General features: G+C 70.3%; 14 protein-coding genes and 2 tRNA genes. 13 read left to right on the top strand and 3 right to left on the bottom strand.

Annotated features, from left to right (window positions below):
• Window positions 1-93 precede the first annotated feature (93 nt).
• The gene (locus ACFZBP_RS16895; RefSeq protein WP_391413800.1) at window positions 94-1194 is read right to left on the bottom strand and encodes a M48 family metalloprotease; all 1101 of its coding nucleotides are present in this window, start codon (window positions 1192-1194) and stop codon (window positions 94-96) included.
• A 124-nt stretch (window positions 1195-1318) separates the two neighbouring features.
• Between ACFZBP_RS16895 and ACFZBP_RS16900 the strand changes: the two genes are divergently transcribed.
• The 9 genes from ACFZBP_RS16900 to ACFZBP_RS16940 all read left to right on the top strand — a co-directional run bounded on the left by ACFZBP_RS16900 (window position 1319) and on the right by ACFZBP_RS16940 (window position 6571).
• Window positions 1319-1480: a hypothetical protein gene (locus tag ACFZBP_RS16900; RefSeq protein WP_217206364.1), complete on the top strand. Its 162-nt coding sequence runs from the start codon at window positions 1319-1321 to the stop codon at window positions 1478-1480.
• 130 nt (window positions 1481-1610) lie between these two features.
• A complete protein-coding gene (locus ACFZBP_RS16905; protein WP_383451105.1) occupies window positions 1611-1775 on the top strand; it encodes a hypothetical protein in 165 nt (54 codons plus the stop codon).
• A gap of 49 nt (window positions 1776-1824) precedes the next feature.
• Complete coding sequence (gene nadD / locus ACFZBP_RS16910; protein WP_383451102.1) at window positions 1825-2463, top strand: nicotinate-nucleotide adenylyltransferase; 639 nt, start codon at window positions 1825-1827, stop codon at window positions 2461-2463.
• Window positions 2464-2489: 26 nt separating this feature from the next.
• Window positions 2490-4205 (top strand): LytR C-terminal domain-containing protein, encoded by a 1716-nt coding sequence (locus ACFZBP_RS16915; RefSeq protein WP_391413804.1) that lies wholly within the window; start codon window positions 2490-2492, stop codon window positions 4203-4205.
• A gap of 124 nt (window positions 4206-4329) precedes the next feature.
• Entirely contained in the window at window positions 4330-4776 is a 447-nt protein-coding gene (gene rsfS / locus ACFZBP_RS16920) for a ribosome silencing factor (RefSeq protein ID WP_062724617.1), read from the top strand.
• Complete coding sequence (locus tag ACFZBP_RS16925; protein ID WP_383451096.1) at window positions 4773-5435, top strand: histidine phosphatase family protein; 663 nt, start codon at window positions 4773-4775, stop codon at window positions 5433-5435. The genes rsfS and ACFZBP_RS16925 overlap by 4 nt, the downstream gene beginning before the upstream one ends.
• A 122-nt stretch (window positions 5436-5557) precedes the next feature.
• Window positions 5558-5630 (top strand) — tRNA-Ala (locus ACFZBP_RS16930).
• Window positions 5631-6135: 505 nt separating this feature from the next.
• Window positions 6136-6369: a hypothetical protein gene (locus ACFZBP_RS16935; protein ID WP_003976229.1), complete on the top strand. Its 234-nt coding sequence runs from the start codon at window positions 6136-6138 to the stop codon at window positions 6367-6369.
• Between the two features lie 129 nt (window positions 6370-6498).
• Window positions 6499-6571: transfer RNA gene (locus ACFZBP_RS16940), tRNA-Ala, on the top strand.
• Between the two features lie 136 nt (window positions 6572-6707).
• Here ACFZBP_RS16940 and ACFZBP_RS16945 read toward each other — a convergent pair.
• Window positions 6708-8321, bottom strand: coding sequence for an NADH-ubiquinone oxidoreductase-F iron-sulfur binding region domain-containing protein (locus ACFZBP_RS16945; protein WP_383451093.1), 1614 nt, complete (start codon window positions 8319-8321; stop codon window positions 6708-6710).
• A complete protein-coding gene (locus ACFZBP_RS16950) occupies window positions 8318-9568 on the bottom strand; it encodes a cytochrome b/b6 domain-containing protein (protein ID WP_391414125.1) in 1251 nt (416 codons plus the stop codon). Before ACFZBP_RS16950 ends, ACFZBP_RS16945 begins: the two co-directional genes overlap by 4 nt.
• A gap of 612 nt (window positions 9569-10180) precedes the next feature.
• Between ACFZBP_RS16950 and leuS the strand changes: the two genes are divergently transcribed.
• The 4 genes from leuS (at window position 10181) to ACFZBP_RS16970 (ending at window position 16297) form a co-directional block, all read left to right on the top strand.
• Complete coding sequence (leuS, locus tag ACFZBP_RS16955; RefSeq protein ID WP_391413808.1) at window positions 10181-13063, top strand: leucine--tRNA ligase; 2883 nt, start codon at window positions 10181-10183, stop codon at window positions 13061-13063.
• 152 nt (window positions 13064-13215) lie between these two features.
• Window positions 13216-14001, top strand: coding sequence for a hypothetical protein (locus tag ACFZBP_RS16960; RefSeq protein ID WP_391413811.1), 786 nt, complete (start codon window positions 13216-13218; stop codon window positions 13999-14001).
• Between the two features lie 93 nt (window positions 14002-14094).
• Entirely contained in the window at window positions 14095-14940 is an 846-nt protein-coding gene (locus ACFZBP_RS16965; RefSeq protein WP_383451085.1) for a DegV family protein, read from the top strand.
• Between the two features lie 157 nt (window positions 14941-15097).
• Window positions 15098-16297 carry a helix-hairpin-helix domain-containing protein gene (locus ACFZBP_RS16970; RefSeq protein ID WP_391413813.1) on the top strand — a complete coding sequence of 400 codons (1200 nt, stop codon included), beginning with the start codon at window positions 15098-15100 and terminating at the stop codon, window positions 16295-16297.
• The last annotated feature ends 78 nt before the right edge of the window (window positions 16298-16375 follow it).

Raw genomic sequence — 16375 nt, forward strand, 5'->3', positions numbered from 1 at the left:
TTCGAGGAGCGGGGTCTGGGGTGGAGCCCCAGAAGGATGGGACGCGTAGGGGCGGCGGGGGCGAGAAACTGCTGCGGGAGCCGGGGGCGGCCGTCAGGTGTTGTCCCCCTCCTCCTCCCGGCGTGGCTGCTCCTTGGGCGGCGTACCCGTGAAGCCGCCGAAGCCTCGGCGAACGCGGCCGCCGAGGTCCCCCGCGCCGTCGGCGATGTCCGTGACCAGCTTCATGAGGGGGTCCTTGGAGGACTTCACGTGCGTGGCGTAGTGGGAGGCCGACTCGCGGAAGGAGTCGGTGACCGAGGTGTCCTTGTCCTCCGAGCGGCGCGGATAGTGGCCGTCCATGATCCGCTGGTGGTCACGGGACTCGGCCCACTTCTTCAGCTCGGCCGCACGGACCGTGGTGAAGGGGTGGGAGCGAGGCAGCACGTTCAGGATCTTCAGCACGGAGTCGCGCAGATCGCCGCCCGCCTCGTACTCCTCGGCCTGCTTCAGGAACGCGTCCACGTTCATCTCATGCAGATGGTGGCCGCCCGCGAGCTTCATCAGGCCGCGCATCGAGGCCGTGAGGTCCTGCCCGACGAGCAGCCCCGCCCGGTCGGCGGACAGCTCCGACTTGCGGAACCACTCCCGCAGCGCCGTCACGATCGCCATGATCGCTATGTTGCCCAGCGGGATCCAGGCGACCCGGACGGCGAGGCTGGTGAGGAAGAGCAGGATCGTGCGGTAGACCGAGTGGCCGGAGAGGGCGTGGCCCACCTCGTGGCCCACCACCGCCCGCATCTCCTCCTCGTCGAGCAGCTCCAGCAGCCCCGTCGTGACCACGATGATCGGCTCGTCCAGGCCGATGCACATCGCGTTCGGCACCGGGTCCTGGTTGACGTACATCGGCGGGACCTTCTCCAGGTCCAGGATGTAACAGGCGTCCCGCAGCATGTCGTTGAGGTGCGCGAACTGCTGGTCCGAGACCCGGACCGAGTCGGACAGGAACAGCAGCCGCAGACTGCGCTCGGGCAGCAGGCCGCTCAAGGCCTTGAAGACGGTGTCGAAGCCGCTGAGCTTGCGCAGGGCCACCAGGGCCGAGCGGTCCGCCGGGTGTTCGTACGCACGCGAGGAGATCCCCGGGAAACGCCTGCGCTGCCTGCTCGGCACGTTCTCGTGACCGTCGTGCTCGTGGCCTTCGGACATGTCTTCCCCCATGTGCGTCTGGATGGCTCTGTGCGGCCCTTTGCAGAGCCTTGTTCCGCCCTTTGCGCCCCCGAAGCAGAGCCCAGCCTAGGCGGAGTTACCGTGGACGGGCACTACAGCGAAGGAGTTCCGCGTCATGGAGCACAACCCCCCGGCCGCCTGGCTCACCGAGGCCGCGAGCGCGGCCGAGCAGCAGGGGGCGGGGAATCTGCTCCGGGTGGTGCTGATCGTGATGGTCGTGGGCTGTGTGCTGACCGCGTGGTTCCTGTTGCGGGGCTACAGGCGGAAGGACGACTGAGCCCCCGGGAAGGTTCCCCTCCGGCCGCCCAGGCGCCCCAACGGTGGAGTCGGCGTGATCCCCGTCATGGCGCCCGCTTACGATGGGCCGACATCTTTATCCCGCCCACACCCGATAGGTCACGCCGAAGATGAGCTTCCACAGCGCCGCTGCCCAGTTGGTCACCCTCGCCGCCGAGGGCGAGGAGCACGGCGGCAACCACCAAAGCATCAGCCCGTGGCTCACCGGGGGTGGCGCCTTCGTCATCCTGCTGCTCCTGCTGTGGATCACCACCCGCTTCAACCGCGACCGCTGAGTCACGGACAGGCCTGGGCCCTCAGGCGGGGCCGGTAGGGTCTGCACGCATGGGAGAGCAGGACATGCCTACCGGCCCCGGAAACGGCCCGTCGAACCCCGGCAAACGCCGCCTGGGCGTCATGGGCGGAACGTTTGACCCGATCCACCACGGCCACCTCGTCGCGGCCAGCGAGGTCGCCGCGCAGTTCCACCTCGACGAGGTCGTGTTCGTGCCCACCGGCCAGCCGTGGCAGAAGAGCCACCGGCACGTCTCCCCGGCCGAGGACCGCTATCTGATGACGGTCATCGCCACGGCCGAGAACCCGCAGTTCTCCGTCAGCCGCATCGACATCGACCGCGGGGGCCCGACGTACACCGTCGACACCCTGCGTGATCTACGCGCGCTCAACCCCGACACGGACCTCTTCTTCATCACCGGCGCCGACGCCCTGGGGCAGATCCTGACCTGGCGGGACTCGGAGGAGCTGTTCTCCCTCGCGCACTTCGTCGGGGTCACCCGGCCAGGCCACGACCTCACCGACGCCGGGCTCCCGGAGGGCGGCGTGTCGCTGGTCGAGGTTCCCGCTCTGGCCATCTCGTCCACCGATTGCCGCGCGAGAGTCGCAAAGGGCGACCCCATCTGGTATCTGGTGCCGGACGGAGTCGTGCGCTACATCGACAAGCGCGAGCTGTACCGCGGCGAGTGAGGCGAGTGAGCCGAGAGGGGCGACCGGTGAACGACCGATACGACGCGGGGGCCGCGGGATACGAGGCCGACCAGTACGAACTCGTCGGCTACGACGAGTACGGGCAGCCGGTCTACCGGCAGATCCCGGCCCAGCAACAGCCACACCAGCACCAGTACGACCCGTACGCACAGCAGGGCTACGGCTACGACCCGTACGCGACCGGCCGGCAGCAGCCGGTCCCGCCGTACGACCCCTACGGGACCGGCGACACCGGCCAGCAGCCGCCGGTGCCGACCTACGACCCGTACGGCACCGGCACGCACCCCCAGCAGGCCGGCGCGCACTCGCCGCCGTACGACCCGTATGGCCGAACGGCCACCAGCGGACAGCAGCACCGGGTCGCCGAGCAGACCGCCTACATCCCGCACCAGGCCGGACCGGTCGAGGAACCGCAGCCGCAGCCGCAGCCCCAGCAGGAACGGGGCGACCGGGAGTACCACACCGAGCAGTTCGCGTTCGTCGAGGAGCCCGACGGGGCCTCCGAGGACGTCATCGACTGGCTGAAGTTCACCGAGAACCGCACCGAGCGCCGCGAGGAGGCCCGGCGACGGGCACGCGCGCGCGTGATCGCCCTCGTGGTCGTCCTGGCGGTCGCCGCGGCCGGCGGCGTCGGCTACCTCTGGTACGCCGGGAAGCTGCCCGGTCTGTCGTCGAGCGACAGCAAGGAGGGCACGGCGACGGCCGTGGGCGCCCAGAAGCGTGACGTGATCGTCGTCCACCTGCACAACACCAAGAAGGGCGGCACCTCCACGGCGCTGCTCGTCGACAACACCACCACCAACCAGGGCACCACCGTCCTGCTGCCGAACTCCCTCGCCCTGACCGGCGACGACGGCACGACGACCCTGGCCAAGTCGGTCGACGACGACGGCTCCTCCGGCACCCGCGACGCGATCGACACGGTCCTCGGCACCCAGATCCAGGGCACCTGGCGGCTGGACACCCCGTATCTGCAGAACCTCGTCGACCTGGTCGGCAACATCGAGGTCGACACCAACGCCGACGTGCCCGACCCGGACGCCAAGGCCAAGGGCGGCGCGCCCCTCGTCCGCAAGGGCAACGCCCAGACCCTCAGCGGCAAGATGGCCGTCGCCTACGCCACCTACCAGGGCTCGGGCGAGGCGCAGAACGCGCAGCTGGAGCGGTTCGGGCAGGTCATGCAGGCCACCCTGCGCAAGCTGACCTCGGACGCCCAGGGCGCGACGGTCACCGTGCAGACGCTGGGCATGATCATCGAGCCGCCCCTGACCGACAAGGACCTCGGCGCCTTCCTCGCCAAGCTCGCCGAGCTCGCCAAGGGCGGCGACTACAAGACGGCCATGCTGCCCGTCCAGACCGACGGAACGCTCAGCGCCCAGGCGAGCGCCAGTGTCGTCAAGAACGTCCTCGGCGGCACCGCCAAGAGCCCCGACAAGGACGCCGCGGTCCGCGTGTCCATCCGCAACGCCAGCGGCGTCAAGGACAACACCGAGAAGGCCCGCGTGGTGCTGCTGAACGGCGGCTTCACCTTCCTGGAGGGCGGTACCGCCACCGCCGAGGCCACGTCCGAGGTCGTCTACGCCGACGCCGCCGACAAGGCCGACGCCACCGAGGTCGCCAAGACCCTCGGACTGTCCGCCGACGCGGTCACGAAGGGGGACGTGTCCGGGAACGCGGATGTCTCGGTGGTGCTCGGCCAGGACTACAAGCCGTCGTCGTGACCGCAGCCCGCACAGAACCGCAGGCCACCCCACGTGAGCCGGTAATCACGTGGGGTGTTGTCACCGGTCCGTGAGACCCTTGAGGTCGAGTGAAGCCAAGTGTCCACCGACCGAAAGCCTTGTAGTGACCGCTACCGACCGTTCCCTCGAGCTCGTCAACACCGCCGCCCAGGCAGCCGCCGACAAGCTCGCGCACGACATCATCGCCTACGACGTCAGCGACGTCCTGTCGATCACGGACGCCTTCCTGCTGGCCTCCGCGCCCAACGACCGCCAGGTCAAGTCGATCGTCGACGAGATCGAGGAGCGGCTCCAGAAGGAGCTCGGCGCCAAGCCGGTGCGCCGCGAGGGCGACCGCGAGGCCCGCTGGGTCCTGCTCGACTACGTCGACATCGTCGTCCACGTCCAGCACAGCGAGGAGCGCGTCTTCTACGCCCTGGAGCGGCTGTGGAAGGACTGCCCCGAGCTCGACCTGCCCGAGGACGCCAAAGCCACCCGCGGCAAGGCCGCGGAGCACGCCAAGCTCCAGGCAGCCGAGGAGGCGGCCGAGCTGGGCGGTGAGTGGCGATGAGCACCACCGACGAGGTGCCCACGGGCAGGCCCCGCCGCGTCATCCTGTGGCGGCACGGCCAGACCTCGTGGAACGTGGAGCGCCGCTTCCAGGGCACCACGGACGTCGCACTCACCGAGGCCGGCCTCGCCCAGGCCCGCCGCGCCGCCCGACTCCTCGCCGGCCTCCAGCCGGACGCGATCATCGCCTCCGACCTCCAGCGCGCCGCCCGCACGGCCGCGGAGCTGGCCGCGCTCACCGCGCTGGAGGTGACCCACGACGAGGCTCTGCGCGAGACCTACGCGGGCGCCTGGCAGGGCTTGACGCACGAGGAGATCATCGAGCGGTACGGCGACGAGTACGCGGCGTGGAAGCGCGGTGAGCCGGTGCGCCGCGGTGGCGGCGAACTGGAGACCGAGGTCGCCGACCGCGCCGCCCCCGTGGTCCTCCGGCACGCCGAGAAGCTCCCCGACAACGGCACGCTCGTCGTGGTCAGCCACGGCGGCACGATCCGTACGACCATCGGGCGCCTCATCGGCCTGGAACCCCGGTCCTGGGAGAGCCTCGGCGGCCTTTCCAACTGCTGCTGGTCCGTGCTCGGCGAGGGCGCCCGCGGCTGGCGTCTGCTGGAGCACAACGCGGGCACCCTGCCGGAGCCGGTACTCGGCGACGACGACTGACGACCGCGACGACGACTGGCGCCGGCCCGGATTTCACTTTCTGGCAGGTCGCAGGCTAAAGTTCTTCTTGTTCGCCCCGCCGAGCGGGGCGAAACACCATGTGGCTCCGCCACGTGGGACCTGGGGCTATAGCTCAGTTGGTAGAGCGCCTGCATGGCATGCAGGAGGTCAGGAGTTCAATTCTCCTTAGCTCCACAGCGAGACAACAAGATCCCGCCGATCGCTTCGATCGGCGGGATCTTTGGTATCCACGGCGGGCGCCCGGATCAACGGCCGGGTCGGTGCGGCCGGTTCGCGCACGGCCCCGGCCTTCGCCGAACTGTTCGGATCCGGCTTGAGTCACTCGGGCCCCGTCGGTCGTATACCTCTCATGAGGCGCTTTGGGGTGCGGGTCCGCACGGTCCGTACGGCGGCGAAGGCTGCCGTGTCCGGACTGGTACTGAGGCGTCGCTGACCGTATTGGTCCGGCCGTGGCAGAATCAAACGGCCGGAAGGGAGCGCGGCCCGACGGGAGGGAGTGGTGATGCCTGCGAGCATCCTCGAGGAGGTCGGTGGCCTCCTCGAAGCAGCTTTGACACGGGACACGATCACTCGCCTCAGCTGCCCTTCCTGCGGCTCCGTCCATGTCGCCCAGCTTCTTGGCGACAACGGCGGAATTTCCTACGTGTGCACGGCCTGCGGCCACATCTGGAGCTGATCGATGGGTGCACACAGGCGAAAGTGCGACTGGTGCGGCAGCGGAACGCCGATCGTCCGCGACATGGAACCGGTGAACCCCGACTACCAGTACTGGTGCGAGGAATGCGCACGGGCGCTGATCATAAAAGGCGACCCGATCGAGACCTACCGTGAACTCGAGGGCGAACCGATCTACGGCCGTCTCCTCGAAGAACACTGCACGCTCAAGCGTTTCTATTCCTTTGTCACGGCTTGAGCCTCCGGTCGGCGCATGGAATCCGACATTTGTGTACGTATCGGCGCCGGGTGGAAACGATTTGGTGCTGCACCGGGTCGCCCGGTAATGTTGGCGTCGCCGCCGGGGAAACCGGGCGGAACACCGCAAGGGGCTATAGCTCAGTTGGTAGAGCGCCTGCATGGCATGCAGGAGGTCAGGAGTTCAATTCTCCTTAGCTCCACAGTGAGATCCCGCCGGATCAGTTCGATCCGGCGGGATCTTTTTCGTGTCCGAACACCCCTGGCCGCAGGGCCGGTTGGGGAACGAACGAGGGGCCGTCCGGATCGGACGGCCCCTCTACGCGTGCGTGCCCGGCTTCAGCGGCCCAGCGCGCGCCTGCCGCGGCCCTGGGAGAGGACCGGCAGGTTGTTCCGCGAGGGGTCACCCGCGCGGGTGTCCTCCTCGATGCGCAGGGCGAGGGCGGGGCAACGGCGTACCGCGCGCAGGGCCTTGGCCTCGGCGTAGCGCGGGACCTTCGCCTGGGCGACGGTCGGGAAGCCGTCAGCGCCCAGTTGGAAGACCTCCGGGAGGATGTCCGCGCACAGGCCGTGGCCGCGGCACAGGGTCCAGTCGACGTAGATCTTCTGCCGACTGGGGCCGTTCTCCTCCGACTCGGCGCCGCCCGGGATGCCCGACGGGGCCCTGCCGCCCTCGAAGAGCGGCAGAACGCCCTCCACGGGCCGTCCGCAGCCGTTGCCGAGGACATGGGCCGCCAGGTCGTCGGTGAACGCCTTGATGGTCGACTCCAGGAACATCGCGGAGCCGTCCGGGTGCGAGCACGCGCCGCGCCGCTTCACGTTCTTCGCGACCTGCTTGAGCGCCTCCAGGGCGGCCGGACCACCGCCGTTGAGGATGTCCTCCATGCCGCGCGCGGCGGCCGGCAGACCGAGGTAGCAGGGGCCGCACTGGCCCGCGCTCTCCTCCGCCAGCCACTGCGCGACCCGCAGCGACTCGCCCAGCGGGCAGGTCTCCTGAGTGATCGGCAGGATCGCGCCGGCGCCGAGCGCGCCGCCCACCGCGTCCAGGGAATTGCGGGAGACGATCGCCTCGTTGACCGTGGCCGCGTCGATCCACTTGCCGTGGTAGCCGCCGGTCAGCACGCCCTGCGGGACGGGCGGGGCGCCGGCGAGCTGCAGGACGTAGCGCAGGGGTACGCCCGTGGGGACCTCGATGACCATCGGGCGGGCGACCGCGCCGGAGACCGTGAGCATGACGGTGCCCGGCTCGTCGTACAGGCCGGTGTTGCCGTAGCGCTCCGGGCCGATGCGGGCGGCGATCGCGAGCTGGGCGAAGGTCTCGGCGTTGGACAGCAGGGTCGGGGCGCCGCCGACGCCGTTCTGCGAGGCGCTGACCTTGCGGCCGGGCGGGATCGCCGGGCCGCCGTCGATCGAGCGGATCAGGGAGGCGGCGGCGCCGGTGACCATGCGGACCGGGTTGCGCTGGACGAACGCGCGTAGCGCGGAGCGCCGGCTGTTGCTGAGGCCGCGTTCGGCGAGGGCGGCCTCCATGGAGCGCTGGGTCGATTCCCGGGTGACCCCCACCACGAGCGTGCGGGCACCCAGGGCTTCGGCGCACAGCAGGGCGCCGTCCAGGATGAGGTGCGGGGCACGGTTGATCATCACCGTGTCCTTGCGGCAGGCCGGTTCGTCCTCACTGCCGTTGACGACCACGACCGGCCGTACGCCGCGCTTGATCGCGGCCTCCGCGACCGAGCGCAGCTTCTTGTGGAAGGGGAAGCCCGCGCCGCCGCGGCCCTTCAGATTGATGTTCTCGGCGAGCTTCGCGAGCTGCTCGCCGCCCATCGGTTCGAGCGGCCCGTGCACCTTCAGGTGCATGGGCAGATCGAGTCTCTCGACAAGGTCGAAGCCCGACGTGAGCTGGGGAAGACCGACCACGCGGACTTCGGGTACGTCGGGCAGGGCCTCGTTCACTTAAAGCCTCCGGAAGGCGTGTTCCAAGGTTCGCCCGAACCCGGTGCGTCGAAGTCGTAGGACGCACCGGGCAGTGTTTCAGTGGCGGGACCGCTGTTGTTGTACGTGTCGTTCTGGTTGTACGTACCGAAGACGGCGTTCGTCTCAGCGGTGTCGTACACATCACTCGAGCCGTAGCCCGCGGCGCCCGAGTTGTAGCCCTGGGTGCCCGAATTGCCGTAGACAGGGATGTTGTATCCCGTGTCGTTGAGCGGGTCGTAGGACGACGGGGGCGCCTCGCCCACGGGCGGTGGGGAGGGGATCGGCCAGCTGCCCGAGGTGCTGCCGCCACCGTCGACGCGGGGTATCGCCTCGGTCGGCTGCATGTCCATGGGCAGGTCCATACGGGCGGTCTGGTCGGCCGCGTAGGACTGCTGTTGCCCGCGGGAGCGGGGTGAGACGGCGCGGTAGGCGGCCGCGAAGCCGGAGCCGGACGCCTTTGCTGAGGGAGCCTGGTACAGGGGGTCGGGGGAGGGCGTCGCCCGGGGCTGGGTTCCCGTCGTCGGATCAGCCCGCCTCGACCGCCTTCCCCTCCCCTCGGAGCCCGGCAGTGCGGACTCCGACGACCGGGCCCTGCTCGCCTCCAGTTCCTCGCGGCCCGCGGGCTCGCCGTTGCCGATGAGCTGGGCGATCCGGTCGGCGACCTTGCGCTTGAACGGGCGCGGTGCCGCGCGCAGGGCGAGGGCGGCCGCGACCCCGACGACGCACAGCTCGTAGGACACCATGAAGAACGTCTTCGCCGGGCGGCCGGCGAACAGGCCGTGGACCAGTGCCGCGCACCAGGCCGGGTAGGCCAGCATGTGCATCGCCCGCCAGCGCGCCGCGACCGGCGCCGGGGACGCGAAGCGGTTGCGCAGCGCGCCGGTGACGCCGACGAAGATCATGAGCATGGCGGCCAGGGAGCCCAGGCCGACGAGGAAGGCGCTGCCCGGGATCTCGCTGCCGCCGGCGAAGAGAAGGCCGAAGGGGATCAGTGCGGCGATCGGGCTGGCGTGCTCCAGCGCCAGCTTGACACCGACGTGCACCAGCAGGAACGCGATCGACGCCACGGCGGTCACCCGGTGGACGGCCTGCGCGATGAGCCGCTGCCGGGTGTTGAGGATCATGCGGTCCTGGGCGACGAGACCCCAGATCACCGAGCAGGTGAGGCAGACGAGGGACAGTACGCCGGCGCCGAAGTTGAGGAACTCCAAGAAGGCGTCGTCCATCACGCTGTCGTTCGGATCCGTCGTCACGGCATGCCTCCCGAGAACGCGATGAGGGGAATGGGCGACCGAGTGTCAGCGACCGGCGCCCCCCGGGCCGGGAGATCCGTCCTGGGGGGCGGGCTGGTGTGGGGACGAGGGTTCATGGGGGCAACTCCGAACGGTTCGGGAAGGCGGTCCCGTTGCCGCACTCTAAGTGGCTCCATACCGGCGGGTACGGCGTTTGAGTTATTGCGCTGTTATCTACGTGCTGTGCGGTGCAAGTGCTGTCCCTTAGCGACTGTTACGCCAGGTAACAGTTGAGTGTTGTTCAACTTTTCGAGGTCTTCACAACTCTCAGGTACGGAACCCGGGGCGCCCATGTTCACGCGCGCCCCCCTTGAGAAGGCCGTCGCGCCCCCGCCGGAAGCCCGTCGCGACCCGCTCGGGCGCTGCGGTACCCTGACCCCATGCGTGCCGTACGCCTTCTGCTTAGCGGGCCGCGCTGATCAGTCCCGACCACCGGGTGAAACGGATGGTCGGCATCGGCGCGGCGTCCCCTCCTGTGCGAGGGGATTTTTCGTTTCCGGAGAACCGCAGCCGCCGGCAGAGACGATCGATGGAGCTTTGAGGATCATGAGCGAGACGAACCCCGCTGCCGCCGCCGAGGCGGCAGCGCCGCACCGCTACACGGCCGCCATGGCGGCCGACATCGAGGCACGCTGGCAGGACTTCTGGGACGCCGAGGGCACCTACGCGGCGCCGAACCCCAAGGGTGACCTGGCGGGCGACACCGCGCTGGTCGCCAAGCCCAAGAAGTTCATCATGGACATGTTCCCGTACCCCTCCGGTGCGGGCCTGCACGTCGGCCACCCCCTGGGCTACATCGCCACCGACGTCTTCGCGCGCTTCCAGCGCATGACCGGCCACAACGTCCTGCACACCCTGGGCTTCGACGCCTTCGGCCTGCCCGCCGAGCAGTACGCCGTGCAGACCGGCACGCACCCGCGTGTCTCCACCGAGGCCAACATCGAGAACATGAAGGTCCAGCTGCGCCGGCTGGGCCTGGGCCACGACAAGCGCCGGTCGTTCGCCACGATCGACCCGGAGTACTACAAGTGGACCCAGTGGATCTTCCTGCAGATCTTCAACTCCTGGTACGACGACGAGGCGAAGAAGGCTCGCCCGATCGCCGAGCTGATCGCCCAGTTCGAGTCCGGTGAGCGCGCCGTACCCGGTTCCGACGGCGGCACGCGCGCGTGGAGCGAGCTGAGCGCCGCCGAGCACGCCGACGTCCTGGGCGGGTACCGCCTGGCGTACGCCTCGGACGCCCCGGTCAACTGGTGCCCCGGACTGGGCACCGTCCTGGCCAACGAGGAGGTCACGGCCGACGGCCGCTCCGAGCGCGGCAACTACCCGGTCTTCAAGGCCAAGCTGCGCCAGTGGAACATGCGCATCACCGCCTACGCCGACCGGCTGCTGGACGACCTGGCCGAGCTGGACTGGCCCGAGGCCATCAAGCTGCAGCAGCGCAACTGGATCGGCCGCTCCGAGGGTGCCCGCGTCGACTTCCCCGTGGACGGCGAGCGCATCACCGTCTTCACCACCCGCCCCGACACCCTGTTCGGCGCGAGCTACATGGTGCTGGCGCCCGAGCACCCGCTGGTCGACAAGTTCACCCCGGACGCCTGGCCCGAGGGAACCCACGACGTGTGGACCGGCGGCCACGCGACCCCGGCCGAGGCCGTCGCCGCCTACCGCGCGCAGGCCGCCTCCAAGTCCGACGTCGAGCGCCAGGCCGAGGCCAAGGACAAGACCGGCGTCTTCATCGGCTCGTACGCGACCAACCCGGTCAACGGCGTGAAGGTCCCCGTCTTCATCGCCGACTACGTCCTGATGGGCTACGGCACCGGCGCGATCATGGCCGTACCCTGCGGTGACCAGCGTGACTTCGAGTTCGCGCGCGCCTTCGAGCTGCCGATCCCCTCCATCGTCGAGCCGACCGACGGCCGGGGCACGGACACCTCCACGTGGGAGGACGCCTTCGGGTCGTACGACGCGAAGATCATCAACTCCGCCAACGACGACATCTCCCTGGACGGGCTGGGCGTCGCCGAGGCCAAGGCGCGCATCACCGAGTGGCTGGAGCGGTCCGGCGTCGGCGAGGGGACGGTCAACTTCCGGCTGCGCGACTGGCTGTTCAGCCGTCAGCGCTACTGGGGCGAGCCCTTCCCGATCGTCTACGACGAGGACGGCATCGCCCACGCGCTGCCCGAGTCGATGCTGCCGCTGGAGCTGCCCGAGGTCGAGGACTACAGCCCGCGCACCTTCGACCCGAACGACGCCGACACCGAGCCCGAGACGCCGCTGTCGCGCAACGAGGACTGGGTCAACGTCACCCTGGACCTGGGCGACGGACCGAAGCGCTACCGGCGTGAGACCAACACCATGCCCAACTGGGCCGGTTCCTGCTGGTACGAGCTGCGCTACCTGGACCCGCACAACGGCGAGCAGCTGGTCGACCCCGAGATCGAGCAGTACTGGATGGGCCCGCGCGAGGGCCAGCCGCACGGCGGTGTCGACCTGTACGTCGGCGGCGCCGAGCACGCGGTGCTGCACCTGCTGTACGCGCGCTTCTGGTCCAAGGTCCTGTTCGACCTGGGGCACGTCTCCTCCGCCGAGCCGTTCCACAAGTTGTTCAACCAGGGCATGATCCAGGCCTACGTCTACCGTGACAGCCGTGGCATCGCGGTGCCGGCCGCCGAGGTGGAGGAGCGCGACGGCGCGTACTACTACCAGGGCGAGAAGGTCTCCCGGCTGCTGGGCAAGATGGGCAAGTCCCTGAAGAACGCGGTCACTCCGGACGAGATCGCCGCCGAGTACGGTGCCGACACGCTGCGGCTGTACGAGATGGCGATGGGTCCGCTGGACGTCTCCCGGCCGTGGGACACACGCGCGGTGGTCGGCCAGTTCCGGCTGCTGCAGCGGCTGTGGCGCAACGTCGTCGACGAGACGACCGGTGCCGTGACGGTGGTGGACGCCGAGCCCGACGAGGACACGCTGCGTGCCCTGCACAAGGCCATCGACGGGGTGCGCGGCGACCTGGAGGGCATGCGGTTCAACACCGCCATCGCCAAGGTCACCGAGCTGAACAACCACCTGACCAAGGCCGGCGGCCCGGTGCCGCGGTCGGTCGCCGAGGCGCTGGTGCTGATGGTCGCGCCGCTGGCCCCGCACGTCGCCGAGGAGCTGTGGCGCAAGCTGGGCCACGAGGACTCGGTGGTGCACCAGGACTTCCCGGTCGCCGACCCGGCCTACGTCGTGGACGAGACCGTGACCTGCGTCGTGCAGATCAAGGGCAAGGTCAAGGCCCGCCTGGAGGTCTCGCCGGCCATCTCCGAGGAGGACCTGGAGAAGGTCGCCCTGTCCGACGAGAAGGTCGTGGCGGCACTGGACGGCGCCGGGATCCGGAAGGTGATCGTGCGGGCGCCGAAGCTGGTGAACATCGTTCCGGCCTAGGTTCTCGCGGCTCGGGGTGATCCCCTACGGGCAGGTTCGGGGTTCTTCTGGAACTCCGGGCCTGCCTGCTGCGTTTACCGTGGAAGAGTGATGTGGCGTGCTGTGGCGTGGCCTGAGGCCGGGCGCGTCGCGGCCGGTCGGAGGAGGAGTTCGTGGAAGCAGTGATCGCAGTCCTCGCCCTGCTCTTCGTGCTCTTCGTCGCACTGGGTGCGTACGCCACGGTGAAGGTGGTCGGCGCCGCCAAACGCCGCGTGGACGAGACGATCACCCACGCCCGGCGCACGGTCGAGGACCACACCCTGCGGGCCAAGTCCTTCGCCCAGCCCGGAGCGGTCGGCGAGCTGGCGCAGCTGAGACTGAAGCTGCGCACCTCGATGCGGGCCACCCAGGACGCGCTGCACGCGGGCGTGGCCGAGGACGAGTCCCTCAAGGAGTCCCTCGGCCTCTTCCAGCGCCTCAGCGCCCACGGGCACGAACTGGACGCCGAACTGCGCCGCCTGGAGTCCGAGCCGGACCGCGCGACACTCACCGAGCGGCTACCCGACCTGCGCGAACGCACCGAGCGCATCATCCATGCCGCCGACTCGCTGCGCTGGGCCGCCCGCGACCGGGCCCACCGCTTCGCCGACGACGACCTGGACACCCTCAGCGCCCAGATCGACGTGGAGACGGGTGCCCTGCGGCACTGGCAGACGGAGGAGACCACGTCGTCGCCCTCCTCGCCGTCGTCGACCTCGACGTCCTCCGCGACGCCCCCGCCCCCGCCCCCGTGGCCGGAGGCACCCGCCGCGCAGGCCGATCCGACGGCCGAGCAGACCTGGTCGGACACCGCTCGGACGCAGCGGGCCGAGGAGCCCACGCGGCCCGCGATCACCCCGCCAGCCCCTCGCCCGACCTATCCCTGGCAGAAGAAGACCCGCCCCGAGAGCACGACTTGAGCCCGGGTGCACGCCAGTTGATCTGGTCAAGGCATTTCCAGGTGAGCGGGGTCGGGCTGCCGCCCGGGCGCTACGGCAGGTAACCTCCAGCTCATGTCCCGCCATGTCGCGATCGTCACCGATTCAACGGCCTACCTGCCGCCGCGGACGATGGAGCGCCACGGCATCACCTCAGTACCCCTGACCGTGGTCGTCGGCGGTCAGGCACTCGACGAGGGTACCGAGATCTCTACCCGTTCCCTCGCCCAGGCGTTGCAGAAGCGACGCCCCGTCACCACCTCGCGGCCCAGCCCTCAGGTCTTCGCGGAGCACTACCGCAAGGTCGCCGAGGCCGGCGCCACCGGCATCGTCTCCCTGCACCTGTCCGCCGAGCTCTCCGGCACCTACGACGCGGCGGTCCTCGCGGCGCGCGAGGCGCCGGTGCCGGTGCGGGTGGTGGACACCGGGATGGTCGCGATGGCGCTCGGGTTCAGCGCGCTCGCCGCGGCCGAGGCGGCGGAGACGGGCGGCACGGTGGACGAGGCCGTCACGGCAGCCGAGAAGCGGGCAGGCAGCACGGCCGCCTACTTCTACGTCGACACCCTCGACTATCTGCGCCGCGGCGGCCGTATCGGCGCGGCCCAGGCACTGCTGGGTTCGGCGCTCGCCGTGAAGCCGCTGCTGCAGTTGGAGGGCGGCCGGATCGGCCCGCTGGAGAAGGTGCGCACGGCTTCCAAGGCCATCGCCCGCCTGGAGGAGATCGCGGCCGACCGGGCGGGCAGCGCGCCGGTCGACATCGCGGTGCACCATCTCGCCGCTCCCGACCGGGCGTCGGCCCTGGCGGACCGCCTGCGGGCGCGGGTCCCTGGGCTCGCCGACCTGCATGTGAGCGAGGTGGGGGCGGTGATCGGGGCGCATACCGGGCCTGGGTTGTTGGGGGTTGTGGTTTCGCCGCGGTGACGGGGATCACGGGCTGAATCTCGGGGCGGGTGCCCAGGAGGCGGGCGCTTGAGGGGAGCCACTCGTGTGGGTGGCGGAGTTTTCCACAACTGGGTGGTAGTCCCCGGGAATTGAGCAAGATCATCGCGAGTGGGGCGGGGTGCCCGATCCTCGTCGCATGGCACTTCGATCACGCACACGTACCACGACGGCGACCAGCGGCCCGGGCCGCGGTCCTCACTCCGACAGCCGCACCCGCCATCGACGACGCACGCATGTCCGGGGTCGGGCTCGGCAGCATCATGCGTCGGCAGCGGAGTTACGGCGCAGGGCGGAGGTGATTTTCGCCGAACGGGCCGAGGAGTGGCGGGAGTCGGGAGCGGGGCCGCCGGGGGATGGGGGCGGTCGGTCTGCCGACTGGTCCGAGGGGGCTGAGGTGTTGGGCGCCGGGGCGGACTTGGGGAGTGGGGGCGGGGACGCTGCCGGGGTCGGAACCGGGGTTGCGACCGGGGTCGGGGACGCTGCCGGGATTGGGACCGGGGTCGGGGACGCTGCCGGGATTAGGACCGGGGTCGGGGGCGGCGCTGGGGCCGCAGCCGCTGCCGGTGACGCGGGTGGTGGGGCGGTGGCCTGGCGGACGCGGGCCGGGGCGGCTTTGCGGGAGCGGACGCCGGTGTGGTTGCAGGCGAGGTGTGGGCTGGAGCGGCGGAGCGTCGTCGCGGTCACCGTGGTGCTCGTCCTCGCCGCGGGGTTCGCTGTGCAGCACTTCTGGGCCGGGCGGGCGCAGTCCGTACGGGCGCCGGAGGTGGTGCGGGCGGCAGCCTCGTACGGGGGAGAACAGCAGGGAGGGGAGACCGGGGCAGGGCCGTCGGTGGGCGGTGCTGCGGGTGCACCGGGTGCTTCGGGCGCTTCGGGGTCTGTGGGCACGGCCGCGCCCGAGATCGTCGTGGACGTCAGCGGCAAGGTGCGCGAACCCGGTATCCATCGTCTGCCAGCGGGCTCGCGGGTCGCTGACGCCCTGCGCGTGGCCGGTGGGGTGCGTCCCGGGACGAACACCGACAGCCTCAACCGGGCCCGCTTCCTAGTGGACGGCGAGCAGGTGATCGTCGGCGCCCCGGCCGCCGTGCCCGGGGCCGCTGCCGGTGCGGGCGCGGGCACCTCGGCGGGCACGGGCGCGGTACCGACCGCACCGGTCTCCCTCAACACGGCCACCGTGGACCAGCTCGACACCCTCCCGGGCGTCGGCCCGGTGCTGGCCCAGCACATCCTCGACTACCGCACCCAGCACGGTGGTTTCCGCTCGGTGGATGAACTGCGGGAGGTCAATGGCATCGGCGACCGCAGGTTCGCCGATCTACGAAATCTCGTACGGCCGTGAGGGCCAGGACGGCAGGGGAGGCCGGGGCCGCTGGGAGGACTGGGACGGTTGGGAGGACTGGGACGGCTGGGAGGAGCG

The sequence above is a fragment of the Streptomyces sp. NPDC008086 genome (genome assembly GCF_042957325.1).
Classification (GTDB): Bacteria; Actinomycetota; Actinomycetes; order Streptomycetales; family Streptomycetaceae; genus Streptomyces.

Excerpts from the sequence above, each read along its gene's own strand:
- ACFZBP_RS16895 (WP_391413800.1), bottom strand. The coding sequence starts at position 1,194 with ATGGGGGAAGACATGTCCGAAGGCCACGAGCACGACGGTCACGAGAAC.
- ACFZBP_RS16900 (WP_217206364.1), top strand. The coding sequence starts at position 1,319 with ATGGAGCACAACCCCCCGGCCGCCTGGCTCACCGAGGCCGCGAGCGCG.
- ACFZBP_RS16905 (WP_383451105.1), top strand. The coding sequence starts at position 1,611 with ATGAGCTTCCACAGCGCCGCTGCCCAGTTGGTCACCCTCGCCGCCGAG.
- nadD (WP_383451102.1), top strand. The coding sequence starts at position 1,825 with ATGGGAGAGCAGGACATGCCTACCGGCCCCGGAAACGGCCCGTCGAAC.
- ACFZBP_RS16925 (WP_383451096.1), top strand. The coding sequence starts at position 4,773 with ATGAGCACCACCGACGAGGTGCCCACGGGCAGGCCCCGCCGCGTCATC.
- ACFZBP_RS16935 (WP_003976229.1), top strand. The coding sequence starts at position 6,136 with ATGGGTGCACACAGGCGAAAGTGCGACTGGTGCGGCAGCGGAACGCCG.
- ACFZBP_RS16950 (WP_391414125.1), bottom strand. The coding sequence starts at position 9,568 with ATGGACGACGCCTTCTTGGAGTTCCTCAACTTCGGCGCCGGCGTACTG.
- leuS (WP_391413808.1), top strand. The coding sequence starts at position 10,181 with ATGAGCGAGACGAACCCCGCTGCCGCCGCCGAGGCGGCAGCGCCGCAC.
- ACFZBP_RS16965 (WP_383451085.1), top strand. The coding sequence starts at position 14,095 with ATGTCCCGCCATGTCGCGATCGTCACCGATTCAACGGCCTACCTGCCG.
- ACFZBP_RS16970 (WP_391413813.1), top strand. The coding sequence starts at position 15,098 with ATGGCACTTCGATCACGCACACGTACCACGACGGCGACCAGCGGCCCG.